This window comes from Trichlorobacter lovleyi (assembly GCF_015239775.1).
Lineage (GTDB): Bacteria > Desulfobacterota > Desulfuromonadia > Geobacterales > Pseudopelobacteraceae > Trichlorobacter > Trichlorobacter lovleyi_B.
The window spans coordinates 3,426,135-3,451,631 of sequence record NZ_CP058409.1 but is presented as its reverse complement, the minus strand read 5'-3'; the positions used below and the strand labels follow the sequence as shown (position 1 = coordinate 3,451,631).

The following is a 25,497-nucleotide window of genomic DNA, read 5'->3' as shown; positions in this document are numbered from 1 at the left end:
ATCGCTTTGCAGGAAGGCAGCGCATGAAAACCTCCAGTGTCCGTGAATTAAAGGCATTGCTGCCGTTTCTTGACGGGCTCCGCTGGCGTTATGCCACCGGGGCCTTCCTGCTGGTACTTACCAACGCCTGTGCCCTGCTGATCCCCTGGCTGCTGAAACTGGTGATTGACGGGTTACAGCGGCCTGAACACGCGCTTTTATCACCCGGCAAGGCAGCGCTGCTGATCGGATTGATTGCGGTTGGCTACGCCCTGGTCCGCATCTTTTCCCGTACCGTCATACTCAATGCGGCACGCCTGCTTGAGTTTCAGATCCGTGAGGCACTGTTTGCCCGTCTGATGACCCTTGATCTGGTCTTTTTCTCCCGCGAACGCTCCGGGGATATCCTTTCCCGTTTTGCCAATGACCTGACCAATCTGCGGATGTTGACCGGGTTCGGGGTGATGAGCCTCCTGAATACGGGTGTGCTGTATCTGGCAGGACTCTGGCTGATGCTTCAGATCAATCTCTGGCTGACCGTGGCAGCGGTGGCACCCCTCCCTTTAATGGTACTTGCGGTCAGGGCAATGAGCAGCAGGATTTTTGCGGTTTCCCGGCAGGCTCAGGACGAGCTTGCCCGGCTTTCCAGTCTGACCGAGGAGTCTGTCGGCGCTATTCGTCTGATCAAAAGCTATTGCCGGGAGGCGTATGTTGCCGGTCAGTTTGACCGCATCTCGGACCACTGTCTTGCAAAGAACCTCGAGCTTGCCAGGCTGCGTGGGCTGGTGATGCCGGTCATGGCCCTGGCGACCGGGGCAGGAACCCTGGCGGTGCTCTATCTTGGCGGCCGTCTGGTGATTACCAATCAGATCAGCCTGGGACAGTTTGTGGCCTTTTCCGGCTATCTGGCGCTTTTGGCCTGGCCGACAGCGGTGCTGGGCTGGATCCTGACCCTGGTGCAGCGGGGTGCCGCCTCCATGGCCCGCCTGAATGAGCTGCTGCAGAGCATTCCCGCGGTTGTTGAATCCCCGGAAGCCCGCCCGCTTGGCGGTATCGGCAGGGGGCTGGAACTGCGCGAGCTTCGTTTCAGTTATGGCGAACGCCGGATACTGGATGGTATCTCATTTTCAATTGCTCCCGGCGAACGGGTCGGGATTACAGGGCCGGTGGGATGTGGCAAATCAACCCTGCTGCGTCTGATACCACGTCTGTTGCCACTGCCTGACGGCATGCTGTTTGTGGACGGCCAGGATGTCAATTCTCTGGAACTTGCCTCGCTGCGCCGCTTGATGGGCTATGTGCCCCAGGAAGCGACCCTTTTCTCACGCAGCATTACGGACAATGTCGCCTACGGCGGCAACGGTGACGTCGCAACAGCGGCACAGCGGGCCGGGCTTGCAGCGGATCTGCAGAGTTTCACTGCCGGCCTGGCAACCGTGGTGGGGGAGCGGGGGGTAACCCTCTCCGGCGGGCAGCGTCAACGGGTTGCCCTGGCCCGATCTCTGGTGCGGGAGCCTGAACTGCTGCTGCTGGATGATCCATTGGCCTCGGTGGATGCCGGGCGGGAGGATGAGATTCTGGGGGCGTTGGCTGAAAGCTGGCAGGGCAAGACGGTGTTGATGGTCTCGCAGCGGTTATCGGCCTTTCGGGATTGCCAGCGGGTGCTGGTGCTTGATGAGGGCAGGATTGTGGAACAGGGGGCGCCGGATGAGCTGCTGCAGCTGGGAGGCCGCTATGCCGAGCTGGCCAAGATGCAGGGAATGCTGAAGAGTGAAGTTGGAAGAGTGACGTTAGAAGGGGTACCCTAGCCCCACGTAGACCGCCGGTCCATCTTTGCCTACGCCGATATCGACGCGGCCAACAATATTGGGACGTACCGTGGCCCTGAAGCCGACGCCGGGGTTAAACTCGAAATTGCGGGAGCTGGCCTTGTCAAAACTCTCCATCACCGCCCCCAGATCAACGAAGGGGGCCAGTTCCCAATCAGCTGTGACGTTAAAAACCTCCCAACGAAACAAGCGGATCCGCTCTTCCAGGTTCAAGAGCAGGAAACTGTTGTCAATGAAACGGTTTTTGCCGTAGCCCCGCAGTGTGTTTTCCCCCCCCAGGATACTTTGCTCAAGAAACGGCACCTTGCTGTTGTCGGTGTCACCCAGGGTCTGGTTGTACATCAGTCGAAAGACCGAGATAAAACGTTTTGCCTGGTCATGGGGCAGGTAGCCCTTCAGTTCCACCTCATAGTGGCGGTAGTCCTCGGCCCCTCCCAGTAGCTTGATGGTGGGCTCAAAGGTGATCCGGGCATAGCCGCCATAGGTGGGCAGGGTCTTGCTGTCATAGGTGCTGTAGATCAGTGAGATACGTGGGGCATGGGTGGTAAACCCTTCCACCCCCGGAACGTCCTGTTTTGCAAACTTTTCCGTAATAAAGGGTACGGATGTGATCGCCCCCTGACCGATAGAGACGGAGCGAAAACGGTGTCCCAGCTCCAGATAGTAGTGTCGTCCCAGAAACCAGGTGGCTGAGAGGTTATAGGTGATTTCACGGTTGGTGTAGTTTGTTTCCAGTTCCCCTGGGGTGCGGGCATGAAAACCAAAAAAGCGGGATGAACCGTCGGCAAACCAGCCCAGAAAACCTTTTAGCTCAAGATCGCCGTTCATCTGGCTGATATCCCGTATCCTGGCTTCATAGTCGAAGTTCTTTTTCTGGGATTGGGAGAGGTTGAATTCAATGTTCTGTTCAGGCGAGGGGTTGACAGAACCGTAGAGGGTGCCGGTAAACCCGAAATTCTGGTTGTAGTTGAGCTGAGGTGCCAGCAGGGAATAGATTTCATCCCGTGTGTCATGGATCAGAAAGGCTGACAGGGCACCGGCCGTAATCCCTTCGTTCGGAGAGGAGGCGATCACCGGCAACGGCACCGTGACCACCTTGACCTGATCGCCGCAGGATTCATTGGTGATCAGCGGCAGGTCGGTGCGGGGGATGGTGGTGGTACAACCGCTTGCCAGAATGAGTAAGGCGAGTAGGAATGCCTTTCCGGGAAAACAGTGCCAGGGGTGTGGACTATCGGAACGTAACGTTTTCATCGAGGAGGTTCTACACCGCCTGCGGGAGGGTGTCAATAATTTCGCTCGTCAGAGCGTGTCCTTGCAAGAGTAGGGCTTTACTGCTACTCTGACAACACTTTTATCCTGGCTGGAGTCGCTTGATGAACCTGAATACCCGTCTGGTATTGATCATGATCTCGCTGCTGGTTCTGGCGGTGATGACGCTTTTCTCGCTGAACCAGTTTTCGCAGAATACGCTGGTACGGGAGATTCAGGAAAGCTCTCAGGAGATCTCGAAGGCGGTGCAGCTGAGTATTGCAGACCTTACCTCAGAGGCGGAAACATCCAGGCTGACGGAATATTTTGAAGGTGCCCGCCAAAAAGGGATCAACGAGATCAACATCATTAACAGTGAGGGTGAGATCATTGATTCCACCAACCCTGAGAAGATCGGCAAACTCAAGGACCTGAAAAAGCTGGAAAAAGGTGTCCGGTCTGCGCCGAAAAAATCAGAGGGCGGCACAATCCTGTCGCAGAAACCGTATGATGTGGTCGTGCCGGTTATTGTCGGAGACGAGCATCTGGGCTATGTGCAGGTCAACATGCTGCTGGACAACATCCAGAATATCCAACACTCCAATTTCATCAAGCGCCTGGCCGCAACGGCCATGGTCTTCACCGTTGGCATCGCCTTTTCAATCTACCTCTCCCGGCGCTATACCGACCCGATTCACCGCCTGGTGCAGGACTTCAAGAAGGTTTCCAGCGGTGACCTGTCGGTTACCATCCCTGTTGAAAGCACTGATGAAGTCGGTGAGCTTGCCAAGGGTTTTAACGAAATGGTGGAAAAACTGCGGGAGCGGGAAACCCTGGAAAAACGCCTGTATGAGGCGGAGCATCTTTCACGGGTCGGACAGCTGGCCTCCGGTATTGCCCATGAGATCCGCAATCCGCTTAACTACATCAGCCTGGCCATCGATCACCTGCGCAGCGAAGTGGTGGAACAGTGTCCCGAGCGGGCCGGTGAGGTAACCGCACTGGCTGACAAGATCCGGGAAGAGGTCCGGCGTGCCAACTACATGGTGATCAACTTCATGAACTATGGCCGTCCGTTGAAGTTGCGCAAGAGCGAGATCGCCTACCCGGAACTGCTGGAGCGTACGCTTTCGGTGCTGTATGAGCGCCTGGCTGAGCAGCAGGTGGTGGTTGAACAGAGGATTTCACCGGATTTGCCGGTATTGCTGCTTGACCCTGAGTTGATGCGGAACTGCATTACCAACTTTATTACCAATGCGGCCCAGGCCATGCCCAATGGCGGCACGATTGTGCTGGAGGGGGAACTCGATGATCAGCCCGGCTGGGTGCGGCTCAGCTTCAAGGATCAGGGCTGCGGCATCGCTGTTGAAGATCAGGAAAAGGTCTTCCAGCCCTACTTTACCACCAAGGACGTGGGGATCGGCCTGGGGCTTGCCATTACCGAACGGATTGTCAAGGCCCACGGTGGTGAAATACTGGTAGCCAGCAGTCCCGGTGAAGGGACAACATTTTCGGTGCGGTTGCCGATGGAGGAGCTGAAGGGATGAGCGGAAGTATTCTGATCGTTGATGATGAAAAAAGCCAACGTGAGATCCTGACCATGATCCTGCAGGGGGTCGGGTACGATACCGCTGAGGCCTCCGGCGTGCAGGAAGCCCTTGCCATGCTGGGAAAACGGGAATTTGATCTGATCCTGACCGATCTGAAGATGCAGGGGCAGTCCGGTCTTGATCTGTTGGAACAGGTCATGGCCGATGATCCGCAGCAATGCGTGATCATGATGACCGCCCATGGTACCGTTGATACGGCGGTTGGGGCCATGAAACGCGGTGCCTTTGATTATCTTGAAAAACCGCTTGAACGAGAAAATCTGCTCTTGACCCTGAAGCGGGCCTTTGAACGGATAACCCTGGTGTGGGAGAACCGGGTGCTGCAAAAACGGGTGGCTGAGATCGAACGGATCCCCTCAATCATTGGAGAGCATCCCAAAATGAAGGAGGTCTACCGGATTGTCACCAAGATTGCTGCCACCTCATCCACTGTGCTGGTCTACGGTGAATCGGGTACCGGCAAGGAGCTGGTTGCACGGGCGGTACACGACCGTTCGCCCCGCAAGGATTGCCCTTTTATGGCAATCAACTGTGCGGCCATACCTGAAACCCTGATTGAAAGTGAACTGTTTGGTCATGAAAAAGGCAGTTTCACCGGGGCCAATGCCCGCGAAATCGGTATTCTTGAGGCTGCCAACGGCGGGACCGTTTTTCTGGATGAGATTGGTGAGATGAACGTCTCCATGCAGGCCAAGCTGCTGCGGGCCATCCAGGAAAAGGAGATCCGGCGGGTGGGAGGCAAGGTCAACCTGCCGCTGGATGTGCGGATCATATCAGCCACTAACCGGGATCTGGAGCAGGAGATCAAACGCGGCACCTTCCGTGAGGATCTCTACTACCGGCTGAACGTGATCCGGATCAATCTGCCGCCGTTGCGGGAACGTGGCAGTGATATTGCCACCCTGGCAAACTTCTTTGTGGCAAAATACCGTGAGGCCTCCGGCATTGCCGTTGAAGGGATCTCAAAGGCGGCACTCAAGCAGCTGATGAACTATACCTGGCCGGGCAATGTACGCCAGCTGGAGTCGGTCATTGAACGGGCAGTCCTGATGGCGGAGGGCAGCATCATCCAGCCGGAGGACCTGCCAAGCGAAATCAGCAGTCTGGGCGAGGGTGTCATGGTCCCCTTTGAGCTGCCACCGGAGGGGATCAATTTTGAGGAGATGGAAAAGGCGCTGATCCTGAAGGCGATGGAACGGGCCGACTGGGTGATCGGCAAGGCCGCGCCGATCCTGGGACTTTCCTATAAAACATTGCAGTACCGTCTGGATAAACACGGGATCGAGAAGCCGGAGAAGCGGGGACGATAGGGAGTTCGTATTTAGTTTGCTCCATATCGTACCGATTAATATACGACATATAGAGTGATGGTGGTTGCCTTATGACGGTCCGCAAACTAAACATATTGCTGCTTGGTGCTTCTGGTATGCTGGGGCATACACTTTTTTCGCGGCTGTGCCAGACACGTCGTTTCAACGTGCGGGCTACTGCTAGAAAAAAAGACGTTCTGACGGGTTATTTTGATGCCGAATTGCTTGCTAACATTTGCGGCGGTATTGATACTGACAATTTTGACTCTATTGTTAAAATTATCGGAGAATTTAACCCTGACGTAGTCATAAACTGTGTCGGTATCATCAAACAGCTTGCTGCGTCAGCCGAGCATATTCCTGCCTTGTCGGTTAACTCTTTGTTTCCGCACCGTTTGAATATGCTCTGCAAGGCAGCTGGAGCCAGACTGATTCATATTAGTAGCGACTGCGTTTTTGATGGCCAGAAGGGTAGCTATCTGGAAAGCGATCTCTCAAATGCTTCTGATCTTTATGGACGTACGAAGTTTTTGGGGGAGGTTGCTGACTCACCACACAGCGTTACTTTGCGTACATCAATAATTGGCCATGAACTGGGAACCCGCTATGGACTGGTTGAGTGGTTTCTTGCGCAGCGAGGTGATGTGAAAGGCTTCACCAAAGCGGTCTTTTCCGGATTTCCTACTGTAGAGCTCGCGAATATTATCATAGAACGTGTGATTCCCAACGCCTCACTAAGTGGACTCTACCATGTCTCATCTGCAGCAATCAGTAAATACGATCTGCTGAAGATCATTGCAAGTCGGTATGGTGTATCAGCAGTTATAGAGCCTTACGCCGATTTTTTTGCTGACAGATCTCTTGATTCGACAAGATTTCGACAGGCAACGGGCTATTGTCCTCCATCATGGGAGCGACTTGTTGATGCGATGTATGACGATTTTGTCTTGTCACACCACTATGCTGAAAGGAAGCGGAATTGACCTCACAGATCTTCAGTAACAAGACGGTCCTCATCACAGGTGGCACTGGATCATTGGGCAAAGTGCTCACGCGACGTCTGCTCTCAGGTGTTCATGGCACACCAAAGAAAATAATTGTCTTCTCCCGCGATGAAGCCAAGCAACACTATATGCGAGTGGCGTACCAACAGAAAAGCAAAGTGACCGATGAGGTCATCTACAACAACTTTGCTCAATTGCTTGAGTTTAGAATCGGAGATGTCCGCTCTTATGCGTCGGTTACAGCTGCCATCAGAACATCGGATATTGTCATTAATGCTGCCGCGCTCAAGCAGGTGCCATCCTGTGAATATTTCCCGCAAGAAGCTGTTCAGACTAACATCCTGGGCGCTGAGAACATCGTCAGAGCGATTCGTGACCATAACTTGCAGGTTTCAACGGTAGTCGGAGTCTCCACAGACAAAGCCTGCAAGCCGGTCAATGTCATGGGAATGACAAAGGCATTGCAAGAGCGAGTATTTATAGCCGGCAATATTACGGTGCCTGCAACACGGTTCATTTGCGTCCGTTATGGCAATGTCCTTGCTTCGCGCGGTTCGGTGATCCCACTTTTCCATGAGCAGATTCGTAATGGTGGGCCTGTCACAATCACCACTGAAGCAATGACCCGTTTCCTGCTTCCCTTGGAACGAGCTGTGGATACCATTGTTGCTGCCCTTGAAGATGCAGAGCCAGGAGAAACCTTTGTGCCGCGTGTCCCGGCAGCGCGAATCGTTGATGTGGCACGGGCACTGATCGGTCGACGGTCGGTTGAGATCAGTATCACCGGCATAAGGCCGGGAGAGAAAGTCCACGAAATCATGGTTTCCGAGGAAGAAGCGTGGCGCACCTACCCCCGTGGTGACTACTATGCCATCCGTCCGATGCTGCCGGAACTCACGGTTGCTCCGGTCGAAGGATCGGCACTGATGACAGAATACAGTTCGGGTGACATTCTTCTTTCACCAGAGGAGACTGGTCAACTTCTGGCACACCACGGCCTACTTGGATATGGTGACGAGGAAGAGGATGGAGAGCTGTTGCGATGAAAATCATGACAATCCTGGGTACGCGGCCTGAAATTATCCGTCTGAGTCGGATTATGCCGAAGCTTGACGTCCTCTGTGAACACATCATGGTGCATACCGGACAGAATTTTGACCGCAACCTGAATGAGCTGTTTTTTGAGGAACTTGGACTGCGAGAGCCTGATCACCTGTTGGGTTGCAGTGGCTCGAGCCCTATGGGCCAGGTGGGTCGTATCCTGGAAGCCTCTGAGCAGGTTATGCTCCAGGAAAGGCCAGACCGTCTGCTTATTCTTGGAGATACAAACAGCGCCCTGTCTGCCATTGCCGCTAAACGGCTGGGCATTCCGGTCTACCATATGGAGGCCGGTAACCGCTGTTACGATGACCGGGTGCCGGAAGAGGTAAACCGCCGTATCATTGACCATTCCAGCGACATCCTGTTGCCCTACACCGAGCGGAGCCGCCAGAACCTGCTAAGGGAAGGCATCCCCGGTGAGCGGATCTATGTCACCGGCAATCCTATCAACGAGGTAATCAATTATTATCAGCCTCAGATAACCAAGTCACGCATACTGGAAGAGTTATGTGTTGAGGCGGGTAAATACTTCCTTGTCACAATGCATCGTGCTGAGAATGTTGATATAAAGGAGCGCATTGAAAGTTTAACGCAAGCATTCGCCAGGCTACAGAAGGAGTATGGCCTACCCTTCATCATTAGTACCCATCCTCGTACCAAGGTACGCATGGAGCAGTTCAGCTTGTCTACCTCTGATCCCATGCTTCGCTTCATGTCACCATTTGGTTTTTTTGATTTTATTGCACTGGAGAGAAATGCCTATTGCGTTCTTAGTGATAGCGGCACAGTGCAAGAAGAGTGCGCCATATTCGGCGTTCCCAATGTGACCCTTCGCGACGTCACTGAAAGGCCAGAAACCGTGGAGTGTGGCAGCAATATACTCAGCGGGGCAGGAACCGATGCGATATTATCCAGTGTCAAAACTGTTCTCAAGCTCGGTACGTGCTGGAGAGCGCCGCAAGAATATCTGGTGGAGAATGTGAGTAATGCGGTCTGTAGGATAGCGATAGCTGCTAACTAATTGTAGGTTTTCAGTAAACCACCGGCTCTGCCGGTGAGACTTGAAAAGGCTATGCCGTTCCAGCGACATTTCCTCCTGAGGAAAGCCCCTAGAGGCAATCAACAGGAGGAAATGCCATGCGAGAGTGGCAAAGCTTAGCGCATGTAAAATGGGAGTGCAAATACCATGTGGTGATAGTGCCGAAGTACCGTAAGAAAGTGCTTTATGGTAGGCTTCGAGGAGAAGTTGGCAAAATCATCCGTCAGTTGTGTCGCCAGAAGGAAGTCGAACTTATCGAAGGTCATGCCATGGCAGACCATATCCATCTGGTATTAAGTATTCCGCCGAAGTACAGCGTTGCGATGGTTATCGGTTATCTGAAGGGTAAGTCAGTGATCCATATCCACCGCAAAGCCCAAGGCGTCAAGAAAGGTTTTACCGGTCGGCACTTCTGGTCACGAGGTTACTGTGTCAGCACAGTTGGGCTGGATGAAGAAATGATCCGAGCCTACGTCCGTGATCAGGAACATCTGGACAAACAAGAAGAGTTGGACTTTACCCAAAATACCTAGCCCCTTTTAGGGGCTTTCCTCAAGCCACCCGCTCTGCGGGTGGTCATGACTGCTAGACAACTCAGATAATTATCTAGGACAGCCCTACTATTAAGGGGTGGCTGGGTTGAGGAGTGACAGTGGGGTGCCCGGCTGTTACAAATAAGCAGAGCATAATTGTGTACTTAACGAAGGAGTGAAAGGCTGAAGATGTGTGGAATTTGCGGTTTTACCGGGGCTCCTAACCAGCTTGCCTTACACGCAATGGTAAGTTCAATTATTCATCGTGGCCCTGATGATGAAGGCGTTTTCAGTAACGATCAAATTAGCCTTGCTATGCGCCGCCTAAGTGTTGTTGATGTAGAAACAGGGATGCAGCCGGTTCACAATGAAGACAGAGCCATTTGGGTCATATTCAACGGAGAGATATACAACTACTCAGAATTACGCTCCGACCTAGTGCTGTCAGGACACCAATTCTACACCGACCACTCCGATACCGAGGTGATCGTTCACCTATACGAAGACCATGGCCTCGATTTTGCCAGCAGGATAAACGGCATGTTTGCAATAGCCCTGTGGGATAGCTCCAAGCAGCGGCTTCTTCTGGTCCGAGACCGCATGGGGGTAAAACCGCTCTATTACACAGTAAACGACAGCAGAGTGATTTTTTCATCGGAAATCAAGGGTATCCTTGCACACCCAAATTATGTGAAGGAAATGGACCATGAAGGGATATATCACTATTTTACCTTCAAACATGTTCCCGCCCCCTTTACAGCATTCAAAGGGATCAAGACCCTTCGGCCAGGGGAAATGCTCATATGGGAAGATGGTCGAATCTCCCTAAAGAACTGGTGGCAGATCCGATTCGATGAACAATACAACAGGAATGAGGGGGAAGTCCAAAACCGTATTCTCGAACTTCTCGATGACGCAACACGTATTCGGATGCGCTGCGACGTACCTTTCGGAGCTTATCTTAGCGGAGGGGTTGATTCCAGCAGCGTAGTTGCACTGATGAGCAGGTATTCCGACAAACCGGTCAAGACCTTCTGTCTGGGGTACGAGGATGAACTGGAAAACAAGGCAGCAGATCTTTATCACGCCCGCCGCGTGGCAGCACAGTATGGTACCGATCACCATGAATACATAATGTCCAGCGGCGAGCTTCTGGAGGATATTGACAAAGTCATTAGCTCCTTTGACCAACCCTTTTCCGGTACGATTTCAACCTTTTTCCTGTCAAAGCTCATCTCAAAACATGTCAAAGTGGCGCTTTCCGGCGACGGAGCAGACGAACTTTTCGGCAGCTATCTCACCCATCGTACTGCCCAGCCACTATGGCACTATGTCCGACTGGTCGAAAAGATCCGCACCATCGGGTTGACTGCTGATGAACAGGCTCTGCTTGCCCCATGCAATCTGAAATATCTTGATGATCTGTATGAAATATCACAGGGAAACGAAGCACTGTGGAGATCCAAGCTATATCTGTTCAATGACAACGAGAAGCGTTCTATTCTGTCTGACGACTTCATATCTCAGTGTGCAACGGCCAGCACGGCAAATGTCATTGCCGGTTACTTTACCGGTCTAACGGCGCACAACCCTCTCAACCGCATACTGGAAATGGAGTGGAAGACCCAGCTTCCGGATCAAGTTCTTGCGTTCGTGGATTTTCTTTCTATGGCACATTCGGTCGAGGTTCGATCACCGTTTCTCGATTACAGGCTAGTGGAGTTTGCAGCCACAATCCCCGGAGAACTCAAGATCAGACAAGGTGTAGTAAAGGACGTGTTGAAGCGGGCGGTCCGGCCGATACTGCCATCAGGCATCATCGATCGGCCAAAAGAAGGTTTCGTCCTGCCGATCTTTGACTGGATGCAGAAGAAATACCGCGGGTATTGCTCCCAGATACTTTCACCCGAGCGGCTCAGTGCCCATGGTTGCCTGAATATCCCGCTGGTGCAAGACTTGCTGGTGCGTTTCGATAGTGGTGAGAAGCCTTTGAACGCTAGGATATGGAACCTGATGATGTTCCAATTGTGGTGGGAAGCTTATTTCGGCGAAGACAGCATCTGTTAAATTATTTCTATGTGAATTGAGGACGATATGAAGGCAGAAATTTTACAGTCCCAAATGGCGCAGGGCAGACTTACAGATGCCGGCGAATTCCCTAAAGTCGTTCTGATAGATACAGTCAGTTTCTGCAACTTGGCTTGCTCCATGTGCGTACACCCCGAGATGACACGAGAAAAAGGAGTCATGTCGTGGAAACTTTTCACAAAGATTATCGATGAAGTGGCTGATGAGGACAAAAATGTCCGTGTCTGGATGGTGTTTTTCGGGGAACCGTTCATACTGAAAAACAGGAATCCTTCTATATTCGACATGATACGGTATTCAAAGGATAAAGGTCTGACCGATGTAGTAACCAACACTAATGCCAATCTGATGGATGAAGATGCCTCCAGGAGACTTATAGAGTCAGGGCTTGATGCGATTTATATCGGAATAGACGCTTTTTCTCCGGAATCATACGCAAAAATCAGAGTTAAAGGCGACTACGAGGGTACGGTAAAAAATATTCAGTATCTGCTACAGCTCAAAGAAGAATTAAAGTCTGATAAACCGGATGTCTTTGTACAGTTTGTCGAGATGGATATCAACGCACATGAAAAAGAGGCATTCATTTCGTTCTGGAGTGACAAGGGTGCAAAGGTCAAAATTCGCCCCAAGGTAAGCTGGGCAGGATTGATCGAGGCTCCCAACCTCGTACTCGGAGAAGAGGATCGCTGGCCTTGTTACTGGGCAATGCAAACCATGTCTATTACGGACCAGGGCAAGGTGGTTACCTGTGCTGTCGACCTTGATGCCCGTTTCGTCGCAGGTGATGTTAACAATTCAACCCTAAAAGAAGTTTGGAACGGAAAACTGAAGGAACTGAGAATAATTCACCAGCAAAATCGATTTGCGGAACTTCCAGAAATATGCCGCAACTGCAAAGACTGGCAGTCGGCACGAGCAGACTATTACTCAACGGCAGAACCTAGTAAGTAATGGATAACGTACTGGACCTGAAAAATCATCCGGAACTCCTTCCCCAATATGTAGATCTTAGAAACCGTTACTGTGAGCTGCTGCTTACTCAGCCAGTTGAAATTGCAGAAACTATTCAATGGATGCATGAAACTACTACTGAAATATGGGCAATTGCTGAGGATAACTGCATACACGGAGTACTTTTACTCTATATTTCCCGTGGGGGAGAAATCGCTTTTTTCGCCACTCAAAAAAACCGAGGAACAGGAACCAAATTATTGCATCTCGCTGATCAGATTGCACAAAAGAAGAAACTGGCTTCCATATGGGCATGGGTGCGTAAGGACAATCCTATTGCGGCAAATGTTTTCAAGAAATGCGGCTATAGTGAATCAGGAGATGAAGATAGAACATTTAGAGATCAGCGAATCAAAGGCACTAGATTCATAAAAAATATCATGGAGAAGATGATTTAATGACTGGCAAAGACCATATCGATCACAAGGACATACAATATGGAATCAGACCTGAAGCACTCGAATTCCCTATGATGTGTGTCATATCCTTTATTTACACATGCAATGCCTATTGCCCTAATTGTCCTTACACCAATTCAGACATTCGCTCCAGCTATAAAGACAGACCTTTGATGAACCCTGAAACTTTCAAGCTGATTGCCGACCAATGTGGTGAATATGGAGCATGGGTTCGTATCTCTGGTGGAGGAGAACCGATGCTGCACCCGCAGGCGGTTGAACTTATGGAGTACGCCAAGCTTCAGGGGGCAAAGGTCGGGTTGATTACCAATGGTTCCAGATTTACCGAGGAAAGTACCCGGCGTTTGCTAGAAGCCAAGATAGATATGATCGAGTTCAGTGTGGACGCCTCTGATCCTGATACGTATCGTCACGTAAGGCCTGGACTGGACTGGTCAACCCTTAAGTGTAATGTGGAGCGAATGGTCAGAATGCGAAACAAGCTTGGCAGCGTCACCAAGATCATTGCCAGCGGAGTTAACCAGGAAGGGGTAGACATAGATGCGGTAGCAGCTTTTTGGGAGCCGTTTGTCGATAACTTCCAGAAACGCAAATTCCTTACCTGGGGAATAAATGACCCCGACAAATCAGCGGACCCAACCCCCTACCTGCCGCCAGATGAACAGATCCCATGTCCGTTTATCTTTGAACGCCTCAACATAGATTCACGCGGTAAAGTTATGGTGTGCGGCTTCGACATAGCAGCCAAAACCGACATGGGGAACATTCACGAAAAGAGCATCAAGGATATCTGGCATGGTGAAGGCTTCGAATTCTACCGGCAGAAACATCTGAATAAAGCTGGCAATGATTTAGAGCTTTGCGCCAATTGTCCAGACTGGAAATACCGCTCCTGGAAACACAATTATTGGAAAATTGTGGATGTGGCAGAAAAGGCTCGCCAGGAAAGATTTGACAAGCTAGATCTCATGGATTCGGAGGGATGCCTGGCAGTTGACGAGAAAAAGGGCGCCTGAATGGTCATCGGCATTCTGCAGCCCGGATATCTTCCATGGCTTGGTTTTTTCGAACAATTACACCGGAGCGATATCTTTGTAATATATGATGATGTCCAGTACGACAAACATGGCTGGCGAAATCGCAACCGAATAAAAACCGCCAATGGTATCCAGTGGCTGACAGTTCCGGTGCTGCTCAAGTACAATAAGCATCCGCAGATCTGCGAGGTGCGCATCGACAATATGGCAAAATGGCGCAAGAAACATCTGGAGACCATTCGCCAGAGTTATTCACGTGCTCCGTATTTCGAGCACTATTTCAACATATTCGAAAGTTCCTTTGCTTGTAATTGGGAATACCTTATCGATCTGGATGTTCACCTCATGACAGAACTGGTACGTGCTTTAGGACTCCCTGAAAAACCGATGGTCAGATCTTCGACGCTAGGAATAGAAGGTGGAAGAATAGATAGACTGATAAAAATCTGCACCTATTTCGGCGCCGACACGTTTTATGAGGGCGCATCGGGAGTGAATTACATCGATCCGGCCGTATTCCTTGAAAACGGCATTAGAGTAAAATTCCAGGAGTACCGTCACCCCACGTACCCCCAGCTTTATGGAGATTTTATGCCTTACCTTTCTCTCGTGGATCTGTTGTTCAATTGCGGTGACAAAAGTCTCGACATATTGATTGGAAATACTAGTCCGGAGGTAGTGAACTGAATGAAAAAGACCATTCTGGTGACAGGCGGAGCAGGATTCATTGGTAGCAATTTTGTGCGTCACATCTACAATACATATCCGGATTACCGTATCATCGTTCTCGACGCACTCACCTATGCAGGACATGTTGAAAACCTCCCTGTCGACATCAATGAAGACAACGGCAGCCGTCTGATCTTCTGGTACGGCAACGTTACCAACGGCGAACTTGTGGGGACCCTGGTTTCTCAAGCAGATGCAGTTGTGCATTTTGCTGCGGAAACTCATGTGACCCGTTCTATCTACGATAACTTTCTCTTCTTCGAGACAGATGTAATAGGTACGCAGACCGTCGCAAATGCCGTTCTCAAATATCGTGACCGTATCAAGCGGTTCGTCCACATCTCAACTTCCGAAGTCTATGGCACTGCCTACAATCCTTTAATGGATGAAGATCACCCCCTTATGCCGATGAGTCCTTATGCCGCCGCCAAAGCAGGTGCAGACCGCCTGGTGTATTCCTACTGGGCCACCTACAAGATTCCGGCAGTCATAATCCGGCCATTCAACAATTACGGAACTCAGCAGCATCTGGAAAAGGCGGTTCCAAGATTCATTACCAGCTGCATCCTTGACGAACCGATTCGGCTTCATGGCGACGGCAGCGCAGCTCGTGACTATATACATGCCGAGGACACCTGTGCAGCTATTGACTTGGTTCTCCACGCAGATGACAAACTGGTAAACGGCGAAGTATTTAATGTTGCCTCAGCTGTCGACAGGTCAATGCTATCGGTTGCAAAGGATATCGTTTCAATTATGGGAGCTGATGATTCTTTGATTACGTTTGTCGGTGACCGGCCGGGACAGGTGTTCCGGCATACCGGGGATATTTCAAAGATTGAGCGTGTCATTGGCTGGAGGCCCAGAACAGACTGGCAAGATGGCTTGAGAAGAACCATTGAATGGTATTCAGCAAATCGTAAATGGTGGGAGAAACAGCTCTGGATGCGCTCAGTTCCCATTGTCACGCAGACTGGCAAAAAAGAGCTTCATTAAAAGGATACCCGCATGACTGAACGTAGGGTGGAGTTTTTCAGGCATAATTTGACTGAAGAGGATATTGCTCTGGCAACAGATGTAATGCGCTCCGTATTCCTCACTACCGGGCCTAAGGTAGCCGAATTTGAGCGTAAACTTTCCAACTACCTGAGCAATGGCCATGTTGTCGGCCTCACCAGCTGTACTGCCGCATTGCACCTTGCCTTGCTGCGCCACGGCATCGGGCCGGGAGATGAGGTCATCACAACGCCCATGACATTTTGTGCCACTGCCACCGCGATACTACAAGCGGGTGCAACGCCGATTTTTGTGGACGTTTGTCCGCATAGCGCTTTAATTAAACCCGAAGATGCAGAAAAAGCCATAACCGCTAAAACTAAAGCTATCATACCCGTCCACTTATATGGGCGTATGGCCGACATGCGTGGTTTCGCCGAACTAGCCAAGCCTTACAACCTAGTTGTTATAGAAGATGCTGCTCATTGCTTAGAAGGTCAGCGTGATGGAGTTAGACCTGGCCAACTAGGGCACGCAGCATGTTTCTCATTTTACGCAACCAAAAATATTACCTGTGGCGAAGGCGGAGCACTCGTCTGCAAAACCGACGGTGACGCAGCGTGGTACAGGTCTGCGAGACATCACGGTATATCAAAAAACGCTGCTTCACGTTATACAGGCAGCTATCAACACTGGGATATGGATATGATGGGATGGAAATATAACATGGACGATATCCAGGCAGCACTGCTGATTCATCAGATCGACCAAATCTACGGCTATCGCAGACGGCGCCAGCATCTTGAACAGCTGTACCGGGAAATGCTCGCCGACATCAAAGGGCTTGAGTTCATCGAACCTCCCGCAGAAGGGGAGGAGAGCGGCCATCATCTCTTTACGGTCCTGCTGCCGCGGGAATGTTCGCGAGACGCGGTCCTCAACAGTCTCCAGGAACGCGGTATCGGCTGCGCGGTGAATTACCGGGCGGTCCACACGCTCACATACTTCCGGGAGTCGTACGGATACCGTCCGGAGGATTTCCCCATTGCCTACGACATCGGCTGCCGGACGGTGACGCTGCCGCTCTATCCCAAACTCGGCGAAGACGAGGTCAGAAGGGTCTGCGCAGCCTTGAGGGCCGTTGTCTAGGAGAAAAGTCCTTGTGTGAGTTAGGGGAGATTGGCAGCCGTATGAAAAGTGCGTTGTGCGAGCAAGTTGAAGAAAACGTTCAACAAATACGTTCGGGCGGAAAACCTCGGCAGGTTGACCTGCTAGCTTGTCTTTGTTCAGAAAGCAGGGAACTCCGCTGTGAGGTAAATTGCCGTTTGGCATCAGCTTTTTTGGATGTCTCAGATTTTGAAAATGCCTCCGTTTGCATCAAACGAGCCTGGATAATATCTGACTTTTCTCCTGAGATTCTACCTCTCTTCGTCAAGATCCACCTTGCCCGCAATGATATTACCGCAATAAAAGAGGCATATAAGCAGCGTGGGGTAAAGGAATCTCTGTCCTCAAACGTTGATGCCACTCTGAACTATTTCAATCTCTGGCAGTATGCTGTGGCCACTCATCTCCACAGGGACTACTATGAATATGATTACGAAGTCCTCAGATGTGTAGAGAAGCTCGCGAGTCCATATAGAATGAACCCTCCACGGAGAAAAATTCTTCAAGGGAACAAGATAAAAATTGCATATCTGGTTTTCGGTGTCACTCACATAAATTCTGTACTGATAAAAAACAATAAGATTATGGCCAAATACCATGATAAGGAACGGTTTGACATCAGTTTCTATATACCGGACAGTATTGAGGACGTGGTCCGTGCTCCTCAGGGGAGCGAGCACGTGAAAGATTTTGTTTCGTATGGATGTAAGGTCCATGTTGCACCAGCTCATCTATCTAGAAAGGACCGATTGCTTTGCATTGCCAGCAAGATTTTTGAATCAGAAACCGATTTATTGGTGACTTCGGCACTACTTGCTGATTTTGAGCATTATTTCATCGCCGCTACTCGCCCCGCGCCATTGGTTGCCGGGCTGTTGCAGGGGCCCCCAGCCCAATATGCGGCTCCACTGCTGGACTGGGTATTGTCATGGTCGCCTCACCCACTCATGGATACCCCTTGTAACGGGTCACTGGTCTCTTTCGAGATCGGTTTGCCTGATCGGAGAGAGATCAGGCCAGCGACAAGGGATGATTTTGGTTTGCCGGGTGCCAGCCGAGTCTTGATGAGTGTCGGCAGAGCAGAAAAATTTCAGCTTTTCGAATACTGGATCGCTGTGCTGGAAATTTTACAACTGCGACAGGATTCCTACTATCTGGTTGTTGGCGCTGAAGAGATGCAACTACCCTTTAGGGACGAACTCAGAAAATGCCCTGAGTGGCAGCGAGTCAGGATGTTGGGGTGGAGAAAGGACTGTTTGAATATTATGTGTCTTGCCGACCTGCTTATCGATACATTCCCTTCCGGTGGAGGACATGTATTGGCAGACGCCATGGCCTTATCTATTCCATTCGTTTCCTTTGAAAATAACTATCTAAGAAATTATGACCAAACCGAGTGGTCCGTTGTTGATTGTTTCGCAGATATTCCTGAACTGATCATTCAACGCAATGACTTCGAGAGGATGAAAGAGACGGTATTCCGCCTTCTGGATGATGACGGCTTTTACAGGGTGATGTCTGAAACATGCTGGGAGCAGGTACAAAAGAGACAAGGTAATCCAACCAAAGGCATAAGGCGGTGCGAGGATGTTTACCGTAAGTTGCTGTCTGTCGAGCATTGGTAAATAAGGGAATATGGTGCAAAAGCAGCACTTGGTCTTAGTAAACTTTAAGAGTGGAGATGCACTAACATGGCGCAGTTGACGAACGGCAATGACCGGCTTCTATATTCCGGAGCGGAGGATGATCCCATCCCCACAATCAGGGACTGTGCGGTATTGCCTGGCCACGGCGGTAACTATGCGCTCAACGTCGTCTGGGAGAGGAGCGGGAGACGCTTTGGCGCCTCTGTCCAGCTCCAGTATCACAGCCCTCTTGATGGCGTAATACTCATCGACCAAGCTAGCGGTGAGCAGTTAGTCCTATCCATAGCAGATGTGAGAGCTTTTCTTGCCAATGGCTACGAGTTCGATCGGGAATCGCCCGTCTATTTCTCCGAATTGAGACCGGAGCTGCCTCCCCGCATCGCCGTCACCGTACGTCACTCGACAGCCATGGGGGGCGGCACCATGGCCCTCTTTCGCTACGTCAACTGGCTGACAGATATGGGGGCTGAGGTTACGGTATTCTCCGACGATTTCCACCCTCGCTGGACCACCCTGAACGCACGGTTTCGCTGCATCACCGACGACCGGTCACGTTATGGGATTGGCGCTCAGACCTCGAGCAGCAGGCGAGCCGACTTGAGGTTGCTGGGGCAGTTCAGAAAACTTCCTCCATCCATCGGTATACGGCTATGATTGACGGGCTATCAAAAAACGTATTTTCACAAGGCAAGCCATCTTCGTCAACAGTGGCGCGAGATGAGGAGACGCTGACCGCTGCCGAAGTGATTGGGCATCTCGCTTTGATGGTTCAAAGGTTGCCCCCAGAAGAAATCGAAAATTTTTACGTTGCCCTGGCCCCTGCTGTTGCAACCATGGCAAAAACCGGAAAAGGTACCGATGCTTGCCTAGAACATGGCTGCTTGCCGATGCCGGTACATTTCTACTCACCATTGCCGGACATAAGAGATCTTCAGGAGCGGGGAGTATACCAACGGACCAGTAATCTGTCTGGCATTGACTGGGATTTGAAGCGCCAGTCTGAGTTGCTTCTTTATCTGGGGCGTCGTTTTGGACATGAGTGTGACTGGTCGCCAAAACCAGCTGGGAATAATGATGCTTTTTATACTGAGAATGGTTGTTTTTCCTTTGGCTGTGCAGCCGCGTTGCACTGCATTCTCCGTTTTTTTCAGCCACAACGTATTGTTGAAATCGGCTCGGGTAATTCCTCGCAAATTATAAACGCGGCAGTTCTGCAAAATATGAAGGAGTTTGGCAGACAGTGTGACTATACCATTGTTGACCCCTATCCTGATGATGCACATATTGGAAAACTTCAGTGCGTGAGCAACCTCCTCAAACAGCGGGTGGAGACTTTGCCCGTATCATTTTTTAGTCACCTACGTGATGGCGATGTGCTCTTTATTGATTCCGGGCATGTGGTCAAAACTGGTGGGGATGTTAATTATCTGATTCTGGAGGTCCTTCCCAGGCTGGCACCCGGCGTTATCATCCATTTTCATGACATTCCTATGCCGTACGAATATGCTGAAGTGTATCATACCAATCCATCATTTAGGATGTTCTGGACTGAGTCGTATCTGTTGCAGGCTTTTTTGGCTTTCAATAATGAGTTTGAAATTCTTGTCTCAATGGCTGCCGTCACATCAGAAATGCCTGAGATTCTTGGAGCTGCATTCCCTCTGTACGACCCGGCATGCCATCTGAGTGGGAGTCAAAGTATCTGGTTGCGTCGGCAAAAAACATGAAGAGCTCCTGCCTCAAATACTATGACTGAATATGCTATAGCAAATACGGCATCCTCTGGTGTCAGCAGTAGTGGTGCTAGAGCCCCTGCTGTGGTTATACGTGACTGCAGCATATCACCTCGGCATGACGGCAGCTTCGTACTCACATTTTCTTTCGAAAGAGAAGGTGTTGTCATTGAAGGTACTACCAAAGTCAACTATGACGCATCGCTTGATGAAGTAACGCTAGCCTGTCTTTCGGACGAACAGGTAACGGTGACATATCGTGAGATTTTAGATCATCTCTCTGCCAGGTATGATTTCGAGCGGGAGTCGGTCTCCTGTTGCCCTGGGGGGCAACCGGAGATGCCTCCCAGCATTGCCTTCACCGTCCGCCACTCAACTGCTATGGGGGGTGGTACCTTAAATATTTTTCGTTATATCAACTGGCTGACAGATCTTGGCTGCAGGGTAACGGTCTATTCTGATGATTATCCGCCTGCCTGGATGTCCGTCAATGCCCGTTTTAAATGCATTGTCGATGAGCAGGTCCGCTATGGGGCAATAGCCGATCCGGTGGTGGTAGTCTATTCTGTCTTAGAGATCCCATTGATCCTCCGCTATGCGGATACCTGTGGTAAAAGGATTTACCACCTCTGTCAGGGGGTGGAGGAATTCCACTATGCCCCTCCAGCCACAGACGACCTTATGACTCCCGTTCCATTATTTGATCTGCTTAATACGTTACCGGTGGGGAGAATTGTTGTTTCACCCCACCTGCAACACTACTTTAGGCAGAAGTATCAGCAGGATACGATATTGATAACCAATGGTGTGGACCTGGATGTTTTCAGGCCTGCAGCACATTGCACCAATTCGGAGAATTACAGGATTCTGGTCTGTGGCAACCCCAATCATGCCTTGAAGGGCGTGCGTACAGTAAAAGATGCGGTAATGGCGCTGGCAGCACGGCATGCAGAATGGAAGCTGCACCTACTCAATAGTTGTGGTGAGCAGATTCTTCCTGAGCAAATAGGGCATGAGCATGTTGGCGTTTATACATATGAGCTGCGCTGCTGCAATACCTCAGGTGCAATGCGTGAGCTGTATAGTCAGTCGGATTTGTTTGTCTCATCTTCCTGGTATGAAGGGTTTGGTCTGCCTGTGCTGGAGGCGATGGCATGCGGAACTCCGGTTGTAATGACAGAAAGTCATGGGCTGGATGGCATTGCGGAGGATGGTGTAAATTGTCTGAAAGTGCCGGTTGGTGATGTGGCGGCTCTTGCTGTAGCTATGGAGCGGCTGCTGAAGGATGCAGCATTAAGAACACGCTTGATTGAGAACGGCAGGACAACTGCCGAGCATTTTTCGCTCTTCAATCAAAAACAGATGTTTGCTGCCGGTTTTGAACAGGTAACGGGCTTCCCGTTTGCATCGAGGTCTTGTAACCTGGCAGGCGGTACTTCCCCCTTCTTTTCCATTCTTGTTCCCACGTATAATCAGGCCGAATTTCTTCGGGTTGCCCTTGATTCATTGCTGGCTCAGACCTATGCTAAATGGGAAGCTGTGGTTGTGAACGATGGTTCCACAGATCATACTTCTCGCGTATTAGCTGAATATGCTGAAAGAGACGCCAGAATTCGGGTGTTTTGCCAAAAGAATGCTGGTGTGGGGAGCGCTCTTAATCGGGCTTTGGCCGAAACGCAGGGAGACTGGATTTGCTGGCTCTCTTCAGATGATCTTTTTCTGCCAGATAAGCTCGCCTGTCATGTTGAGGTGATCCGGAACGATTCGGGTGTGCGGTTCATGCATACTAACTATTTGGTTTTGTATGAGGAGGATGGGAGTGTGACTTCAGCCCCCATCGATGTTGCCACGCTCATCCCTCCAGTTGAAGAACAGCTGGTAAGGTTTCTGGAGATCAACTATGTAAACGGAATCAGCATTGCGGTGCACCGTAGCGTCTTTGATGCAGTAGGGACGTTTAATGCATCATATCAGTATGGACAAGACTTTGATCTCTGGATGAGAATAAGCACTCGCTTTCGCTCCCGCTTTATTGACAAGCCGACCTGTGTGACCAGGATACATGCCGGCCAGGGCACCAGCCAGTTTGTTGAGGCCGGTATCTATGACTCAGCCCGCGCGGCTCTTGCGTGCCTAAATAGTCAAACCCTTGAAGAACTCTTCCCTTTGCTTGATCTTGATCAACCGGAACAGATGAACTATGCGTTTATTGCCCTGTCCAGGGTGCTCGTGAATCCGAAAGCGTTTGTCAATCGTTGTGGGTATGCAGCTGCTGTTTGGGACAGGCTCAAGGCCGCCATGACACCACGGAGAGCTGAGCAGCTTTCAGACTTTTTGAAGATGGTCATGGATCGCCCCAGTGCGCTTGGACTAGGCAACGAGATTTTACAGGTTATGCTTAAACTGCTTCAGTCGATTCCCATGCCTGTTGCCTATGTTGCTCATGATTGGCGCACCGATCTTGAGTGCCACGCCGACAAGCTGGCAGCTGCCGGTGAACAGCAGGAAGTTGCAGCCATTCGTCGTTATATTACTATGGTCACTGCCGCTAATGAGATGACAGCAAAACGATCTCTTTCTAGCGCTGCCCCCCTGTTCTCCGTTCTTGTTCCTACGTATAACCAGGCTGATTTTCTCTGCCAGTCTCTGGATTCCTTGCTGGCCCAGACAGTAGCGGATTGGGAGGCTGTGGTGGTGAACGACGGCTCCACAGACCACACTCAACTGGTTTTGGCAGAGTATGCGGCACGTGATGCCAGAATTCGTGTATTCCATAAGGAAAATGGAGGTGTGGGGTCTGCCCTGAACCGGGCCTTGTCAGAGGCAAGGGGCGAGTGGATCTGCTGGCTTTCTTCTGATGACCTGTTTCTGCCCGATAAATTAGCCTGCCATCTTGCCGTGCTTAAGAAGGAACCTGATGTCAGGTTCATGCATACCAACCACGGCCTGCTATATGAGGATACAGGCATCGTGATGCACGATGTGGTGCAGTCTGAGCTTGTTATTCCTCCTCAGGAATTTCAGGTGCTTTGGTTTTTTCGTTTTAACTATGTCAACGGTATCACCATTGCTGTCAGGCGAGATGTTTTCTGCGAGATTGGCGGTTTTGACGAAACGCTGCATTATGGCCAGGATTATGATCTGTGGCTGCGGATTTCAGCACGCTATCCATCACGGTTCATCAACCAAAGTTCCAGCATTACCAGGATTCATCCCGACCAGGGGACCAACCGTTTCATGGAGGCAGGTATACTTGATTCCTGCTGTGCAGCGATACAATTTCTGAACAGTCATAGTTTTAGGGAGCTGTTTCCCCTGTTGAATTTGTTAAATCCAGCAGAGGCACGGGCTGCAGTGCAACAATCTCTTTGTGTGTTGGCGGATAGGCAGGCTTATCTGCATTCAGCAGGGTTCGGCAGGCTCCTAGCCGACCGACTAATGGCCTGGCTGGCAGATTGTGCCGATCCAATGTTGCAGCAGGAGTTGACAACGCAGGTCAAGCAGGTGTGTGGGCTAATTGCGCTACAAGAGGGCGACAGGGAGGTGCTTGAGCTCTTCGAGTATCTTGGGTGCCGTGTTGGTGTTCCGCCCGTCTATAAAAGCCAGGAGTGTAGTGAATTGCTTGAGTCTTACCGAGCTCGTTTGTGTGCAAGGGGACAGGGACAACAGGCTGCTATTCTGGACACCTACCTGAACTATCGTACAGATATGCAGATGGATGGGCGGGCAACAGCCTCAGGCATGAATAAGGGGCTCAAGATTCTGTTTGTGCTGCACGACTATCTACCCCAAAATGTTGGCGGCGTGGAGAGCTACTGCCATCGTATGGCTAAGGCATTGCAGGAATTGGGGCATCATCTGGCGGTGTTCTACCCTTTCCGCTACGCCGGGGCCCGTCTTGGGATTGAGCCATATGCATGGGATGGTATACCTGCATTCAGGTTGACTGGTGACGGTGTGCCTCCTTTCACTTCTACGCTTGAAAATCCTGAAATTGAACAGCTGTTTAAGGAACTGCTGATTCAAGAGCAGTTTGACCTGGTGCATATTCAGCACCTGCAGTTTTTGCCCAACTCGTTGGTTTCATGCGCGTCAGAGGTTGGTGTGCCTGTGGTGGTAACTCTGCACGATTTCTGGTTGCTGTGTCTGCGCACTCACTTGTTTCGAGGTGTAGGTAATGTCTGTCAAGGGCCAGTATCAAAGCATGACTGCCTGTTGTGTATGGGCGAGCCTGGTGGACAGTATGAGCAGTTTATGGAGGAACGTGCACAGAGTGTACAACGGATCTTGACTGAGGCAACCATGGTAAGCGCTCCATCCCGTTTTGTTGCCGATATGTTCGCTCGCTACGGCATTCAACGGGAGATTGAGGTACGGCCGCTGGGAGTAGAGCCATGTCCACAGCGGGGACGGCAATTGGGACAGGAACTGGTTTTTGGTTATATCGGCTCAATCAATGAGATAAAAAATGTCTTTGGTCTGGTGCATGCCTTTTCCAAGACCAAGGGCAACCACGCCCGGCTACGCATTCACGGCTGTGGAACCAACCAGATTACTTCTTTGCTGAGAGAGTTCATCAACAATCCTCGGATCGAATTCTGCGGTGGATATCAGCCCCATGAACTATGCTCTATTCTTGCTGGATTTGATGTTACGGTAGTGCCGTCGTACATTGAGAGTTACTGCCTCACGGTGCGCGAGTCGCTTGCCGCTGGAGTTCCGGTGCTTGCTGCACAGGTCGGTGGAATTCCAGAGGCGGTTTGTCATATGGAAAATGGCATTCTCTTTGACCCGAATGATCTAGATATGTTGCGGCAGTATATGCAGCAAATGATAGACGCTCCGGAAATGATTTCTCAGCTTGCAGGTAAGATCGAGCCGGTTTTGACGATTACTCAGGATGCCGCCAAATGGTCATCATGCTACCAGGAAATTGTTGGTGTGATACGAGAATGCTGTTGAATAAATCGCCATTTGTGGGTAAAATTCTTCAAAATTTACGTAACGTTAGG

General features: G+C 50.8%; 18 protein-coding genes and 1 pseudogene. 18 read left to right on the top strand and 1 reads right to left on the bottom strand.

Features of this window, described 5'->3' with window-relative positions; genetic code table 11:
* The first annotated feature begins 23 nt into the window (after positions 1-23).
* Positions 24-1,787, top strand: a complete 1,764-nt coding sequence (locus FY034_RS15945; RefSeq protein WP_265552300.1) for an ABC transporter ATP-binding protein — start codon at positions 24-26, stop codon at positions 1,785-1,787.
* Here FY034_RS15945 and FY034_RS15940 read toward each other — a convergent pair.
* Positions 1,770-3,062 carry a BamA/TamA family outer membrane protein gene (locus FY034_RS15940; protein WP_265552298.1) on the bottom strand — a complete coding sequence of 431 codons (1,293 nt, stop codon included), beginning with the start codon at positions 3,060-3,062 and terminating at the stop codon, positions 1,770-1,772. The two genes, FY034_RS15945 and FY034_RS15940, sit on opposite strands and share 18 nt — an antisense overlap.
* 122 nt (positions 3,063-3,184) lie before the next feature.
* Between FY034_RS15940 and FY034_RS15935 the strand changes: the two genes are divergently transcribed.
* The 17 genes and pseudogenes from FY034_RS15935 (at position 3,185) to FY034_RS15855 (ending at position 25,447) form a co-directional block, all read left to right on the top strand.
* Positions 3,185-4,606, top strand: coding sequence for a sensor histidine kinase (locus tag FY034_RS15935; protein ID WP_265552297.1), 1,422 nt, complete (start codon positions 3,185-3,187; stop codon positions 4,604-4,606).
* Complete coding sequence (locus FY034_RS15930) at positions 4,603-5,979, top strand: sigma-54-dependent transcriptional regulator (RefSeq protein WP_265552295.1); 1,377 nt, start codon at positions 4,603-4,605, stop codon at positions 5,977-5,979. Before FY034_RS15935 ends, FY034_RS15930 begins: the two co-directional genes overlap by 4 nt.
* A 71-nt stretch (positions 5,980-6,050) precedes the next feature.
* The gene (locus FY034_RS15925) at positions 6,051-6,962 is read left to right on the top strand and encodes a dTDP-4-dehydrorhamnose reductase family protein (RefSeq protein ID WP_265552293.1); all 912 of its coding nucleotides are present in this window, start codon (positions 6,051-6,053) and stop codon (positions 6,960-6,962) included.
* Complete coding sequence (locus tag FY034_RS15920; protein WP_265552290.1) at positions 6,959-8,029, top strand: polysaccharide biosynthesis protein; 1,071 nt, start codon at positions 6,959-6,961, stop codon at positions 8,027-8,029. The genes FY034_RS15925 and FY034_RS15920 overlap by 4 nt, the downstream gene beginning before the upstream one ends.
* Positions 8,026-9,105, top strand: a complete 1,080-nt coding sequence (gene wecB, locus FY034_RS15915; RefSeq protein WP_265552288.1) for a non-hydrolyzing UDP-N-acetylglucosamine 2-epimerase — start codon at positions 8,026-8,028, stop codon at positions 9,103-9,105. Before FY034_RS15920 ends, wecB begins: the two co-directional genes overlap by 4 nt.
* Before the next feature lie 116 nt (positions 9,106-9,221).
* Positions 9,222-9,712: pseudogene (tnpA, locus tag FY034_RS15910) on the top strand (IS200/IS605 family transposase).
* A 133-nt stretch (positions 9,713-9,845) separates the two neighbouring features.
* Complete coding sequence (gene asnB / locus FY034_RS15905; RefSeq protein ID WP_265552284.1) at positions 9,846-11,723, top strand: asparagine synthase (glutamine-hydrolyzing); 1,878 nt, start codon at positions 9,846-9,848, stop codon at positions 11,721-11,723.
* A 27-nt stretch (positions 11,724-11,750) separates the two neighbouring features.
* Positions 11,751-12,698 carry a radical SAM/SPASM domain-containing protein gene (locus FY034_RS15900; RefSeq protein ID WP_265552282.1) on the top strand — a complete coding sequence of 316 codons (948 nt, stop codon included), beginning with the start codon at positions 11,751-11,753 and terminating at the stop codon, positions 12,696-12,698.
* Entirely contained in the window at positions 12,698-13,156 is a 459-nt protein-coding gene (locus FY034_RS15895) for a GNAT family N-acetyltransferase (protein ID WP_265552280.1), read from the top strand. The genes FY034_RS15900 and FY034_RS15895 overlap by 1 nt, the downstream gene beginning before the upstream one ends.
* Positions 13,156-14,193, top strand: coding sequence for a radical SAM protein (locus FY034_RS15890; RefSeq protein WP_265552278.1), 1,038 nt, complete (start codon positions 13,156-13,158; stop codon positions 14,191-14,193). The genes FY034_RS15895 and FY034_RS15890 overlap by 1 nt, the downstream gene beginning before the upstream one ends.
* Positions 14,194-14,901 (top strand): WbqC family protein, encoded by a 708-nt coding sequence (locus FY034_RS15885; protein WP_265552276.1) that lies wholly within the window; start codon positions 14,194-14,196, stop codon positions 14,899-14,901. It abuts the gene before it with no gap.
* Positions 14,902-15,939 (top strand): dTDP-glucose 4,6-dehydratase, encoded by a 1,038-nt coding sequence (locus FY034_RS15880; RefSeq protein ID WP_265552275.1) that lies wholly within the window; start codon positions 14,902-14,904, stop codon positions 15,937-15,939. It abuts the gene before it with no gap.
* Positions 15,940-15,951: 12 nt separating this feature from the next.
* Positions 15,952-17,088 (top strand): DegT/DnrJ/EryC1/StrS family aminotransferase, encoded by a 1,137-nt coding sequence (locus tag FY034_RS15875; protein ID WP_265552273.1) that lies wholly within the window; start codon positions 15,952-15,954, stop codon positions 17,086-17,088.
* A 41-nt stretch (positions 17,089-17,129) separates the two neighbouring features.
* Positions 17,130-18,731: a glycosyltransferase gene (locus FY034_RS15870; protein ID WP_265552271.1), complete on the top strand. Its 1,602-nt coding sequence runs from the start codon at positions 17,130-17,132 to the stop codon at positions 18,729-18,731.
* Between the two features lie 66 nt (positions 18,732-18,797).
* Positions 18,798-19,406: a hypothetical protein gene (locus FY034_RS15865; RefSeq protein ID WP_265552269.1), complete on the top strand. Its 609-nt coding sequence runs from the start codon at positions 18,798-18,800 to the stop codon at positions 19,404-19,406.
* Entirely contained in the window at positions 19,403-20,479 is a 1,077-nt protein-coding gene (locus FY034_RS15860; RefSeq protein WP_265552268.1) for a class I SAM-dependent methyltransferase, read from the top strand. The genes FY034_RS15865 and FY034_RS15860 overlap by 4 nt, the downstream gene beginning before the upstream one ends.
* Positions 20,480-20,569: 90 nt before the next feature.
* On the top strand, positions 20,570-25,447 hold the full coding sequence (locus FY034_RS15855; protein ID WP_265552266.1) for a glycosyltransferase: 4,878 nt from the start codon (positions 20,570-20,572) through the stop codon (positions 25,445-25,447).
* Positions 25,448-25,497 lie beyond the last annotated feature (50 nt).